The organism is Lysobacter sp., assembly GCF_035655815.1.
Taxonomy (GTDB): domain Bacteria; phylum Pseudomonadota; class Gammaproteobacteria; order Xanthomonadales; family Xanthomonadaceae; genus Lysobacter_J.
The window spans coordinates 1-12247 of the sequence record NZ_DASRTS010000020.1 but is presented as its reverse complement, the minus strand read 5'-3'; the positions used below and the strand labels follow the sequence as shown (position 1 = coordinate 12247).

Here is a 12247-nt window from a genome sequence, read left to right as displayed (position 1 = left end):
GTCTTGATCACTCGATTGCCGGCCTGGGTCTGGATCGGTGCCGCCAGCCTTGCGATGGTCGCGGGCATGGTGAACGTCGTCGGCTACCTGGGCTTCGAGCACCAGGCGGTGACGCACCTCACCGGCACTACGAGCCTGCTCGGCGCGGCGCTCGCGCATGGTGACGCCCGGGCAGCAGCGCACCTGATCCTGATCGTGCTGTCCTTCGTCATCGGCGCGGTGCTCAGTGGCGTGATCATCCAGGACAGCACGCTGCGGCTGGGGCGTCGCTACGGCGTGGCGCTGGCGATCGTGGCCGTGCTGCTGGCGGTGTCGGTGCCGCTGTTCGAACGCAGGGAGATCGCCGGCGCGGCGTTTGCCGCGATGGCCTGCGGCCTGCAGAACGCGATGACCGCCACCTACAGCGGTGCGCTGGTGCGCACGACGCACCTCACCGGCATGTTCACCGACCTGGGCGTGTTCCTGGGGCATCGCCTGCGCGGTGCGCGCCCGGAGCCGCGCCGGCTGTGGCTGTGCCTGTCGATCATCGGCGGGTTCCTGTTGGGCGGCATCGCCGGCGCGCTGCTGTTTCCCGCGCTGCAATACCGCACCTTGTACCTGCCTGCGGCGCTGACCGGCGTGACCGGCGTGGCGTATGCGATCTATCGCCACCGGCGCGGTCCGGCAGGCACACTGTCGTCATGAATATCGCTTCCGCAACGCCCTGCGCATTGACCATTGCCGGCTCCGACTCTGGCGGCGGCGCGGGCATCCAGGCCGACCTCAAGACCTTTGCCGCGCACCGGGTGCACGGGTTGAGCGCCATCGCCGCGCTCACCGCGCAGCACACGCGTGGCGTGACTGCGGTGCACGTGCCGGACGTCGGATTCCTGCGTGCGCAGATCGATGCCTGCTTCGACGACTTCGACATCGGCGCGGTGAAGCTGGGCATGCTCGCCAACGCGGAGGTCATCCGCGCGGTGGCCGATGCACTCGAGTACTACCGCCCCGCGCACGTGGTCCTGGACCCGGTGATGGTGTCCACGTCCGGTGCGCGGCTCCTAGAAGCCAATGCACTCGACGCATTGCGCACGCGCCTGCTGCCGCTGGCGACGCTGGTCACGCCCAACCTGCCGGAAGCCGAACTGCTGATCGGCCGCGGCATCGCCGACATGGACGCCATGCACGCGGCGGTCGGCGCGCTGCACGCGCTGGGCGCCCGCGCGGTGCTGCTCAAGGGCGGTCACCTGCCCGTCGAAGCCGGCTCGCAGGCGGACGTCGTGGACCTGTTCTCGCAGGATGGAGAGTTGCGGCGCGTCGCGCATGCACGCCTGCAGGTGGATGCGCACGGCACCGGCTGCACGCTTGGGTCGGCGGTGGCGGCCAACCTGTGCCTTGGCCACGAGCTTGGACGCAGTTGCGAACGCGCGGCCGATTACGTGCACGCCGCGCTCGTTGGGGGATATCGCCCGGGGCGCGGCGATGTGCTCGTGCTGGATCACTTCGGAGCGGCACCGCATGGATGAGTCGATCGACAGCGGAGCCGTGCGTGCGCTGGAGCTGGACGCGGAGGCGGCCGACGGGCACCGCTTCCAGTTGCTTGCGCGCGTGCCCGCGCAGCCACAGGCGAGCGTGTTGTGGTTGCCGGCGATGGGCATCGCGGCCCGGCATTACCTGCCGCTTGCCGACGCACTGGCGGCACGCGGCATCGCGGTGTTCGTGCACGAATGGCGCGGCGGTGGCTCGAGCGACGTGCGTGCGAGCCGCGACTGCGACTGGGGCTACCGCGAGCTGCTGACGCTGGACATTCCGGCCAGCGAGGCGTTGGTGGCCGGACACGCGCCGGGCGTGCCTCGCATCCTGGGCGGACATAGCCTCGGCGGCCAGCTCGCGTGCTGTCGCCTCGGCCTGTCGCCCGACTCGGCTGCACGGCTGTGGCTGGTGGGCAGTGGTGCGCCGTACTGGCGCGCGTTCCCGCTGCGCACCAAGTGGTGGCTGCCGTTCGTCTACCGCTTCCTGGCCTGGCTGGCCGAACGCCACGGCGCCCTGCCCGGCCGTCGCATCGGCTTCGGCGGGCAGGAGGCGCGCGGGGTCGTCCGTGACTGGAGCCGCTCGGGGCTGAGCGGCCGTTATGCCGCAGCGGGCGTCGACGTCGACCTGGAAGCCGCCATGGCCGCGCTGACGCTCGACGCGCATGCCGTGGTGCTGGAGCGCGACTGGCTCGGCCCCCTGCCCTCGCTGCGCTTCCTGCTGTCCAAGCTGCGCCACTCCTCCCAGCGCATCGACGTGCTCGATGCTGCCACCCTCGATACGCGCGCCGACCACTACGCCTGGATGAAGCAGCCGCAGGCTGTAGTCGCGGCCCTGCTGGACTAGCGTCCGTCGCAGACGCCGATCTGCGTTTGCCCCCTCAAGGACCCGATCCGCCGCGAGGCGGAACCGGGCGACAACGGGGAGCCAGACCGCATGCGCAGGAAGTTGGGCACCGCCACACCCGGCTGGGCGATCCTGAAGTTGTTGCTGATCGCGGCCTGGCTGCTGGGCACCAACCGGTTGCTCGCCGAGCGCATCGCGCATATCGGGCTGCAACCCGGACTGGCCGTGTTCGCGGCGGTCTGGCTGGTGTGCGTGCTGTCGATGCTGGTACTCGCGTTCCACGGACGCCCGCTTGCGCGCGTGGTGTGGAGCGCGGTCTTCTTCGCCGGCAGCGTCTTCACCCTCGGCCACGCGCTGATCGCGTCGCGCCACCTGGGTTTGCTCGACTTCGAACAACTGTTGGGACTGGCGGGCTTTGCCGGCAACCTGGCCGGCTTCCACGATGCGGAACTGATCGAGGCCGTCTCGTGGTCGCTACTGGGCGTGGTGGCGATGAACGTGCCGCCGTGGCTCAATCCACCGCAAACCCGCCGACTGCTGGACTGGCCGCTGCGGCATGCCGGCCTGCTGCCGCTGGTGCCGGTGCTGCTGATCTCGACGATTCTCTACCTGCGCGGCGGTGAAGGGTCCAACGGGTTCCCGGGGCAGTTCAACACGGCCGCGTTCGCCACGGTCCTCGTCGCCGAGAGGACGCTGGCGCCTGCGGCGCCGCAGCGCGAGGACATCGCCGTCGCCCATTCCGGGCAGCAGCCGTTCCGCCACATCGTGCTGGTAATGGACGAGAGCGTGCGCGGCGACTACGTCGACCTCAACGTCGACGACGGCGTGGAAACGGGGCTACGGCCGCTAGGCCCGGCATTGTTCAATTTCGGCATCGCCGCCTCCGCCGCCAACTGCTCGTCTACCTCGAACGCCAGCGTGCGCTACGGCGTGCGGCGCGGCAGCTACCTCGACGACCTGAAGGTGAATCCTTCGATGTGGCGCTACGCCGCCAGCGCGGGCTACCGCACCATCTACCTGGATGCACAGCGCCACGGCGGGCGCCTGCACAACTTCATGGACGAACGCGAGGTCGGCGAGATCGACGAGTTCGTGCAGCTCGATCCATCCTTCAGCGCCGACCGCAAGGACGTGGAGGCCGGACGCCTGCTCGGCCGCATGCTGGTGCGCGAACGCCCCAGCTTCATCTTCGTCAACAAGATGGGCTGCCACTTCCCCTACGAGGGCAAGTATCCGCTCGACCGCACGCTGTACTCGCCGACCATGGCGCGCGATTCGACGTCCAACGAAGTCAAGGCCGACGGGGCCGGTTTCCGTCTGGCCAAGAACGACGAGGAGCGGTGGCGGCAGGTCAACAGTTATCGAAACTGCCTGGCCTGGAACACGCGCGGCTTCTTCGACGAGGCCCTGGCCGACGCGTCGCTGGAAGACACGCTGGTGCTGTACACGGCCGACCACGGCCAGAACTTCCACGAGGACGGCAGCGCGGGTTCGCAGACCCACTGCACCATCGGCGCGGCGTCACCGGGCGAAGGGCGCGTGCCGCTGGCGGCCATCACGCGACATGCGGGCATGGCACCACGGCTGCGCGAAGCGGCGCGACGCAATCACGACCGCGCGAGCCACTTCAACGTCTACCCCACCCTGCTCACGGCAATGGGCTATTCGACGGGTGCCCGCCAGGAACGCTTCGAACACGACCTGCTCGCGCAATTGCCGGAGCGGGACACCGGATTCCTGTCCACGTATTTCGTGCGTTTTGGCCGGCAACCGGTGTGGAACCCAATCGGCCCCACGGAGGAACTGCGCGACGGCCTGCCGCAGGCGCTCGCGGGCCAACGCGTTCGCAAGGACGTGAGCGGATTCAGCGGATCGCGGTGAGCGCGTGACGCAAGCGCGATGGCAAGGAGCGACGTCGTAACCACGCGCCTCCCCGCAGCTTCACCATCGCGAAGCCAGTCGCTCAGTAGGCATCCGCCAGCCGCGCACCGACGGCACGGCTCCGGCGCAGCCTCGGCGGCGTCGCGCGGCGTGTCGTCGAGCGATAGCCCTGCGGGTTCATGGCCTGCCAACGCCATGCGTCGCGGCACATCGCATCGACGTCGTGCTCGGCCTGCCAGCCGAGCAACTGCTGCGCGAGCGTCGGATCGGCGTAGACCGCGGCGGCGTCGCCCGGACGGCGGCCGACGATCTCGTACGGAATGCGGCGGCCGCAGGCGCGTTCGAAGGCGTGCACCAGTTCCAGTACGCTCACGCCGCGGCCAGTGCCCAGGTTCACGGTGAAGCTGCGATCGGCACGGACCATGTACTCCAGCGCGTCCACGTGCGCGCGCGCCAGGTCCACGACGTGGATGTAGTCGCGCACGCCGGTGCCGTCGATCGTCGGATAGTCGTCGCCGAAGATGCGCAGCCGCTCGCGCTGGCCCACGGCCACCTGGCAGATGTAGGGCATCAGGTTATTCGGCTCGCCGGCCGGGTCCTCGCCGATCAGGCCCGAGGCATGCGCGCCGACCGGATTGAAATAGCGCAGGTTGGCCGCGCGGAACGCGGGGTCGGCCTGGCAGAGATCGCCGATGAGCTGCTCGGCCACGAGCTTGGTTCGGCCATAAGGATTGGTGACCTGCAGCCCGGCATCCTCACGCACCGGCACCTGCGCGGGCTCGCCGTACACGGTGGCGGACGAACTGAACACCAGGCGGTGCACGCCGGCGTCCTGCATGGCCCGCAGCAGCACGATGGTGCCGCTGATGTTGTTGTCGAAATACTCCAGCGGCCGCCGGCACGAATCGCCGACGGCCTTCAGCGCCGCGAAATGCAGCACCGCATCGAAACGGTACGCGGTGAACAACGCATCGAGCGCAGTGCGGTCGCGCAGATCGACACGATGCAGCGACAGTGGCGCGCCGACCAGGCGCTGCAGGCGCGGCATCACGCGCGGCGAGCTGTTCACGCCGCTGTCGGCGATCACGACCTGGTGGCCGCGTTCGGCCAAAGTCACGCAGGTGTGGCTGCCGATGTATCCCGCTCCACCGCAGACAAGGATTCGCATGAGGTCCCGACCCTGACAGGACGACGCGTTGCGCACGCCCTCGGGCGACCGCTCCGCACAGGCCGTCGGTACTGCATGACGGCTTCCCCGGACGCGGCATCGCCGTGTCCCTGACCGGTCCAACGCAGGACGCGGGCAATTCCGGCAGCGTCCGTGGCGATGCATCGGAAGGCGGGACGAACGGACTTCGCACGTGGCCGGATCCACGACGCCACGCCGTTCGCTCATGTCGAATGCAAGGGGGTTTCCGTCATGCGCCTGTTCCGCTTCGCCACCGTCATTGCTTTTGCTTTCCTCGTTTCCGCCTGCGCGTCGTCGGGCGGCACCGCCGCACCGCCGCCGGCCCTGAGCGAGAACCTGGTCGACGATTACCAGATCGGTATCGACGACATCGTGCAGGTGTCGGTATGGCGCAATCCCGAGCTCGGCATCACCGTGCCGGTGCGCCCCGACGGCAAGATCTCCGTGCCGCTGGTCGGTGACGTCGCCGCCGGCGGTCGCACGCCGGGTCAGGTGTCGAAGGAAATCCAGGAACGCCTGTCTGCCTACGTGCGCGACCCGCAGGTGGCGGTCATCCTCACCGACCTGCGCAGCCACGAATATCTCTCGCGCGTGCGCGTCACCGGCGCGGTGCGCCAGCCGATCTCGATCCCGTTCCGCCAGGGCATGACGGTGCTCGATGCCGTGCTCGCCGCAGGCGGCGTCACCGAGTTCGCCGCGCCTGGTCGCTCGGACCTGTACCGCAAGACCGGCGAGAGCACGCGCAGCTACGCGGTGCGCCTGGACCACATCCTTGAGGACGGCGACCTGACGACCAACTTCAAGGTCGCGCCGGGCGACGTCATCACCGTTCCGGAACGCACGCTGTGAGCGGCTCGTCGATGGACCTGACGATCCCGGAGACGCGCCCCTCCGCGATCGCGGCGATGGTGCCGGTGGCGTTCGAGGAATGGCGCCGCAGGCCGGTGATGCTGGCCGCGGTGTTCACCGCGATCGCTCTGGCGGCACTGGCCTTCGGCCTGATGCTGCCGAAGAAGTACAACTCCACCTCCACCATCCTGGTGGAGGAAAGCAACATCATCAAACCGCTGATGGAAGGTCGCGCCGTGCCGACCAGCGTGGTCAGCCGCGCAGCGATCACGCGCGAGGTTGCCTTCAGCCGCAAGGTGATGAACGAGATCCTCGAGACCGGCGGGTGGCTGACGTCCAATCCCACGCCGCTGCAGCAGGACCAGCTGATCGAGCAGATCACCAGCCGCACCATCATCTCCAACCCGCGCGACAACCTGATCCGCGTGTCGTACACCGACACCGACGCCACGCGCGCGCATGCGGTCACCAAGCGCTTCACCGAGCTGATCATCCAGGAGAGCCTGGCGACCAAGGAACGCGAGAGCCGCGACGCGTACGACTTCATCGACTCGCAGGTGCGCGCCTACCACCGCAAGCTCACCGACGCCGAATCGAAGCTGGAGGCCTACCGCAAGTCCAATCCGGACGCGCGTCCCGGCATCGACGGCGACGTGAACTCGCGCATCGGCGAACTGCGCCGCATGGTCGACACCTCGCGCATGGAGCTGATGGACCTGGAATCGCAGGGCAACGCGCTGCAGGCGCAGCTCAACGGCGAGAACGAGATCAACGTGGTGCAGACGCGCACGGGCCAGTTGCTGGCGCGCATGGCCGAGCTGGAGACGGAGAAGGACAAGCTGCTGATGAACTTCACCGAGCAGCATCCCGACGTGGTGCGCATCCAGCATCAGCTGCGCGACCTTGAAGGCGACCTGCGCCGCGAGGAATCCAGCCAGCAGGCGCGCCGCGTCGCCGGCACGTCCGGTGCGGCCGCATCGGGCACGGGTACCACGCTCGACGGCACGGCCTCGTTCAACCCGCTGTACGGCGAGCTGAAGAGCAAGCTGGCCGAGAACCGTCGCCAGGCGGCGGCGGTGAGCTCGCGCATCTCGACCAGCCAGTCGCTGCTCGACCAGGAACTGGCGCGCAGCCGCCACATCGCCGCGTCCGAAAGCACGCTGGCCGAGCTGTCGCGCGACTACGAGGTCAACCGCGATCTCTACCAGGACCTGCTCAAGCGCCGGGAGAACGCGCGTGTTTCGATGAGCCTGGACGCCGAGCAGCGCGGCCTGAGCTTCCGCGTGCAGGAACCGGCCAGCTTCCCGCTGCGTGGCGTCGGGCTGCGCCTGGTGCACGTGGCCAGTGCCGGGCTGGGCGCCGCCGCGCTCGCGCCGCTGGTGCTGCTGTTCGGTTTCGTGCGGCTCGACCCGCGCGTGCGTTCGCCCTACCAGATCGAAACCGCGGCCGCGCTGCCGGTGCTGGGCAAGGTGCCGCGCTTCCAGACTGCGCCGTCGCGCCGCCTGGGCACGCGCCGCTTCGTGATCGCCGCGATGATCTTCCTGGTGGTGCCGCTGGTGTACGGCCTGACCCTTCTCCTCAAGCTGGTGACCCTGCAATGAGCGCCGCCAATCCTCTGCCCGAACTCGACGAATCCGCCTGGGAGCGGGCGCGCGAGCGCTCGTCGGACAAGCGCGCCATCACGCGCGCCGCCGGCACCACCGCGCTCACGCCGACGCAGCTGGAGGACCGCGCGATCATCCATCGCGGCGGTGTCTCGCGCCCCGAGGTCGATGCGTTCCGCGAGCTGCGCACGCGCCTGCTGTCGGCGGTGGAAGGCAGCTTCGTGGCGATGGTCGCGCCGGTCAGCGCCGGCAGCGGCGGCAGCTTCGTCGCACGCAACCTGGCCACGGCGATGGCGTTCGACGAGACCAAGAGCGCCCTGCTGGTGGACTGCGACCTGCGCCATCCCTCGCAGCACAGCACCATGCAGATCGACGCGGCCGCCGGCGGCCTGGTCGAGTATCTGGAAGACCCGGAAGCCGAACTGTCGGACATCATCTACGAGACCGGCGTGAATGGTCTGCGCCTGATTCCTGCCGGCACCTCGCGCGAAGTCGGCGCGGAGTACTTCTCGTCGTTCCGGATGCGCCTGCTGCTGGATTCCATCCGCAGCCGCCATCCCAACTGCTACGTGTTCCTCGACGGACCGCCGGTGCGCGGCACGCCGGACGCACGCATCCTGGCCGACATCGCCGACGTGGTGATCCTCGTCGCAGGCTACGGGCGCGACACGGCGTCGTCGATCGCGCAGGCGGCAGCGAACTTCGATCCGGCCAAGTTCGCCGGCGTCGTCTTCAACGAAGGCGTGTAAGCCAGGGGAGTGTCAATGGCCAGCGGAAGACTCGGCAAGGTCGCAGGGCCGTCCCGGCGGCCCATGCGTCGGATCGCGCTCTGCATCGCACTGCTGGCCGCGTTGCCTTCGGGCACGCAGGCGGCACAGATCAACTATTCCATCGGCGGAACCATCGAGCACAGCGACAACATCGCGCTGACCGAAACCAATCCGCAGGAAGAAAGTACGCTCTCCACCGACATCGACTTCGACCTCACCCAGACCGGGCGCGACACCACACTGAGCGCGCGCGGCAACCTGGAGTACCTCTACTACACCGGCGACCTGTTCGACGACGACGTCCGCGCGACGCTGGTCGGCACCTTCAACTGGAACACATGGCAGGACCGGCTGAAGATCATCGTCGAGGATTACGCCAGTTACGAGCCGATCGACGTCCTGGCCGCCGACGCGCCCGACAACCAGCAGCAGGTCAACGTGTTCGTGGCGGGTGCGCAGTTCAACCTGCGCCCCGGCGCGGCGACGCGCACTCGCATCGACCTTCGCTACAACAATTACTGGGCGGAAGAAACGGACGACTTCAACGGCGACCGCTACAACGCGGCGTTCACGCTGTGGCAGGAGCCCAGCCCGACTACGCGCATCGCCGCGACCGTGGAAGGCAGCGAGGTGAAGTACGACCAGGTCAGCCTCGACACGCTGGGTGCGGACTACCAGCGCCTGGACACCTACGTCACCTGGAACCGCAACCTGTCCGACATAGACCTGGAGATCCGCGCGGGCTACTCGTGGATCGAGCTGACCGACTACAACACCAAGGACGACGCGCCGTTGTTCCGCACGGTGCTCACCTGGCGCGCCAGCGCCCGCAGCACGCTGGACATGGGCCTGTACTACCAGTTCTCCGACGCCGCGCAGGAACTGATGACCGACGTCACCGACCCCATGGGCGTGCCGGTCACGCCGGGCGGCACACCGACGGTGGACCCGACCGACGTGACCATCGGTCCGGACCTGTACCGGCAGCGCCGCGTCGACATCGGCTATCGCTACAACGGCGAGCGCTTCAGCGCCAGCGTGCGGCCGTACTACGAGGACAACGAGTACATCGACCCGACGGCCGAGAGCGAAGGCAACTACGGCATCGGCGTCGGCATGAGCTGGGCGATCCAGTCCTCGCTGTTCCTGACCGGATCGATGTCGGCGAGCTACCGCAGCTTCGACAGCTTCGACCGCGACGACGACGACTTCGCGGTCTATGTCGGCCTCCTGAAGGTCCTCACCCGCCACTGGAGCATGGGTTTCGACCTGCGCCACCAGGAACGCAACAGCAACGTCCCCGAAGCGAGCTATGACGAGAATGCCGCCATCTTCAGCATTCGCTATACCCGCTGAGCCGCGGGCGGTCGCGACCGCACGTGCCGTGGACCGGCGCATACGGCTGTTGCTGATCACCGACACGCCGGTGCTGGCACCGGGCGGCAGCGAGCGCTTCCTGCAGAACCTCGCGACGCGCCTGCCGCGCGATGCCTACCGCATCACGCTGGTGCAGCTGCACGAGCAGAAGATGCCGGGCAACCACGGCCACGAGCTGCTCACCCAGCCGCACCTGCGCATGCTCTCGCTGCCGGTGCACGCGGTGTACGACCGCAGTGGCCTGGCGGCATGGCGCGAACTTCGCGCGATGCTCAAGCGCGAGCATTTCGACGTGGTGCAGTCGCAGCACGAGAAGGCCGACGTGCTCAATGCCCTGCTCCCGCGCCTGCCGGGAACGGTCTACATCTCCAACCGCCGCGACATGGGCTTCAAGAAGAGCCCCAAGTTGCAGCAGCTGTTCCGCTGGCTCAATCCCCGCTACCACGCGGTGGTGGCGCCTGCGCGGCAGATCCTCGCCGGACTGGCCGACTGCGAGCGGCTGGACCCGCTGCTGATGAACTGGATTCCCAACGGCGTGGACACGCGCCGCTACGCACCCGCCACGCCGCAGCAGCGCACCGATGCCCGTCGCATGCTGGGGCTGCGCGACGATGCCATCGTGTTCGGCTGCGTCGCACGCATGACGCCGGTCAAGCGCCATGTCGACCTGCTCGACGCCTTCGCTCGCGTGCGCCACGCGGTTCCGCAGGCGCACCTGCTGCTGGTGGGCGACGGCCCGGACCTGCCCGTGGTGCAGGCACGCATCGAGGCGCTGACGCTGCACGACGCGGTGTCGCTGCTCAGCTTCCGCGACGACGTGGCCGACCTGCTGCCCGCCATGGACGCGCTGGTGCTGTGCTCCTCGTCCGAGGGCATGTCGAACGCGATCCTGGAAGCGATGGCCTGCGGCCTGCCGGTGGTGGCCACGGCCGTGGGCGGCAACCTGCACCTGGTGCAGCACGAACACAGCGGCCTGCTGGTGCCGCCGATGGATCCCGCCACGCTGGCCGCATCGCTGGAATGGCTCGCCCGTTCTCCACAGGCGCGCCGGCGGATGGGCCAGGCCGCACGCCAGCGCATCGAGAGCGAGTTCTCGCTCGACGGCATGGTGCATGCGTTCGACCAGCTCTACCGCCGGCTGCTGGCCGGTACGAGGGCGCCATGAGCGCGCCGCGACCGTTCGCGCTGCAGGTGCGTTCCAGCGCCGGCCTGTACGGTGCCGACCGCGTCGTGCTCGCGCTCAACCGCGGCCTGCCGCGCGTGGGCGCGCGCGGGCGCCTGCTGAGCATCCACAACTACCGCATGGACGAGCAGCCGCTGCACGACACCGCGTCGGCCACCGGCCAGGACGCCGTGCTGCTGCCGTGCAAGGGACGCGTCGATCCGGCCACCATCGGCGCGCTGGCCGGGCAGATCGCCGCGGTGCGCGGGCGTACGACTCGCGAGCCCGAGGGCCATGCGCCCATCGTCCACGTGCACGACTACAAGAGCGCGTTCTACGCGTGGCTGGCCACGCGGCGCGAACACGCACCGCTGGTCGCCACGCTGCATGGCTGGGTGGAGGCCTCAACCTCCCTACGCCTGTACACGCGCCTGGAGCTCGCGTTGCTGCGCCGTTTCGACGCGCTGGTCGTGGTCGCCGCGGAACAGGTCGACCGGCTGGCGCGTGCCGGTGTGCCGCGCACGCGCATCCGTCACCTGGACAACGGCATCGACCTTCCCGCGCGTGACGAAGCGGGAGCGGCCGCATTGCGCGTGCAGCTGGGCCTGTCGCCGGCCACGCGCGTGTTCACCGCGGCCGCGCGCCTGTCCAGCGAGAAGAACCTGCACATGCTGCTGCGCGCCTTTGCGCCGGTGGCGCAGCGTCACCCCGACGCGGTGCTGCTGCTGGCCGGCGACGGGCCGCAGCGCGATGAGCTGCAGGCGCTGGTGCGCCAGCTCGGGCTGGGCTGGCGAGTGCGCCTGCTGGGCATGCGCCACGACATGCCAGCGGTGTACGCGCTCACCGACCATCTGGTGCTGCCCTCGCTCACCGAAGGCATGCCGCTGGCGGTGCTGGAAGCGATGGCGTGCGAAGTGCCGGTGATCGCCAGCGCCGTCGGCGACATCCCGCGTCTGCTGGCCCACACCGCGCACGGCCGCATCGTCCCGCCCGGCGACGCGGAAGCCCTGCAGGCCGCACTCGACCAGGCCGCCGCCGCGCCGCGCGTGCGCGACCAGGC

Annotated in this window: 11 protein-coding genes; 10 read left to right on the top strand and 1 reads right to left on the bottom strand. The window is 69.1% G+C overall.

Going from position 1 to position 12247, the window contains the following annotated elements:
* The first annotated feature begins 3 nt into the window (after positions 1-3).
* The 4 genes from VFE83_RS04830 (at position 4) to VFE83_RS04815 (ending at position 4236) form a co-directional block, all read left to right on the top strand.
* Entirely contained in the window at positions 4-684 is a 681-nt protein-coding gene (locus VFE83_RS04830; RefSeq protein ID WP_324903754.1) for a YoaK family protein, read from the top strand.
* Complete coding sequence (gene thiD, locus VFE83_RS04825; protein ID WP_414674690.1) at positions 681-1505, top strand: bifunctional hydroxymethylpyrimidine kinase/phosphomethylpyrimidine kinase; 825 nt, start codon at positions 681-683, stop codon at positions 1503-1505. The genes VFE83_RS04830 and thiD overlap by 4 nt, the downstream gene beginning before the upstream one ends.
* Positions 1498-2355 (top strand): alpha/beta fold hydrolase, encoded by an 858-nt coding sequence (locus VFE83_RS04820; protein ID WP_324903753.1) that lies wholly within the window; start codon positions 1498-1500, stop codon positions 2353-2355. Before thiD ends, VFE83_RS04820 begins: the two co-directional genes overlap by 8 nt.
* A 90-nt stretch (positions 2356-2445) precedes the next feature.
* Positions 2446-4236, top strand: a complete 1791-nt coding sequence (locus VFE83_RS04815) for a sulfatase-like hydrolase/transferase (protein WP_324903752.1) — start codon at positions 2446-2448, stop codon at positions 4234-4236.
* Between the two features lie 82 nt (positions 4237-4318).
* Here the strand turns inward: VFE83_RS04815 and galE are convergent, their stop codons facing one another.
* Positions 4319-5404 carry a UDP-glucose 4-epimerase GalE gene (galE, locus tag VFE83_RS04810; protein WP_324903751.1) on the bottom strand — a complete coding sequence of 362 codons (1086 nt, stop codon included), beginning with the start codon at positions 5402-5404 and terminating at the stop codon, positions 4319-4321.
* Between the two features lie 252 nt (positions 5405-5656).
* On the opposite strand from galE, the gene VFE83_RS04805 reads away from it, so the two are divergent.
* The 6 genes from VFE83_RS04805 to VFE83_RS04780 all read left to right on the top strand — a co-directional run.
* The gene (locus VFE83_RS04805; protein ID WP_324903750.1) at positions 5657-6274 is read left to right on the top strand and encodes an XrtA/PEP-CTERM system exopolysaccharide export protein; all 618 of its coding nucleotides are present in this window, start codon (positions 5657-5659) and stop codon (positions 6272-6274) included.
* An 11-nt stretch (positions 6275-6285) separates the two neighbouring features.
* A complete protein-coding gene (locus VFE83_RS04800; protein WP_324903749.1) occupies positions 6286-7875 on the top strand; it encodes an XrtA system polysaccharide chain length determinant in 1590 nt (529 codons plus the stop codon).
* Positions 7872-8627 (top strand): polysaccharide biosynthesis protein, encoded by a 756-nt coding sequence (locus tag VFE83_RS04795; protein WP_324903748.1) that lies wholly within the window; start codon positions 7872-7874, stop codon positions 8625-8627. The genes VFE83_RS04800 and VFE83_RS04795 overlap by 4 nt, the downstream gene beginning before the upstream one ends.
* A gap of 63 nt (positions 8628-8690) precedes the next feature.
* Positions 8691-10004 carry an outer membrane beta-barrel protein gene (locus VFE83_RS04790; RefSeq protein WP_324903747.1) on the top strand — a complete coding sequence of 438 codons (1314 nt, stop codon included), beginning with the start codon at positions 8691-8693 and terminating at the stop codon, positions 10002-10004.
* A 28-nt stretch (positions 10005-10032) separates the two neighbouring features.
* Complete coding sequence (locus VFE83_RS04785) at positions 10033-11190, top strand: glycosyltransferase (protein ID WP_324903746.1); 1158 nt, start codon at positions 10033-10035, stop codon at positions 11188-11190.
* The coding region (locus tag VFE83_RS04780; protein ID WP_324903745.1) for a glycosyltransferase at positions 11187-12247 on the top strand (1061 nt) is incomplete at its 3' end. The genes VFE83_RS04785 and VFE83_RS04780, both read left to right, overlap by 4 nt.

Excerpts from the sequence above, each read along its gene's own strand:
- thiD (WP_414674690.1), top strand. The coding sequence starts at position 681 with ATGAATATCGCTTCCGCAACGCCCTGCGCATTGACCATTGCCGGCTCC.
- VFE83_RS04790 (WP_324903747.1), top strand. The coding sequence starts at position 8,691 with ATGCGTCGGATCGCGCTCTGCATCGCACTGCTGGCCGCGTTGCCTTCG.
- VFE83_RS04795 (WP_324903748.1), top strand. The coding sequence starts at position 7,872 with ATGAGCGCCGCCAATCCTCTGCCCGAACTCGACGAATCCGCCTGGGAG.
- VFE83_RS04805 (WP_324903750.1), top strand. The coding sequence starts at position 5,657 with ATGCGCCTGTTCCGCTTCGCCACCGTCATTGCTTTTGCTTTCCTCGTT.
- VFE83_RS04815 (WP_324903752.1), top strand. The coding sequence starts at position 2,446 with ATGCGCAGGAAGTTGGGCACCGCCACACCCGGCTGGGCGATCCTGAAG.
- galE (WP_324903751.1), bottom strand. The coding sequence starts at position 5,404 with ATGCGAATCCTTGTCTGCGGTGGAGCGGGATACATCGGCAGCCACACC.
- VFE83_RS04820 (WP_324903753.1), top strand. The coding sequence starts at position 1,498 with ATGGATGAGTCGATCGACAGCGGAGCCGTGCGTGCGCTGGAGCTGGAC.
- VFE83_RS04800 (WP_324903749.1), top strand. The coding sequence starts at position 6,286 with ATGGACCTGACGATCCCGGAGACGCGCCCCTCCGCGATCGCGGCGATG.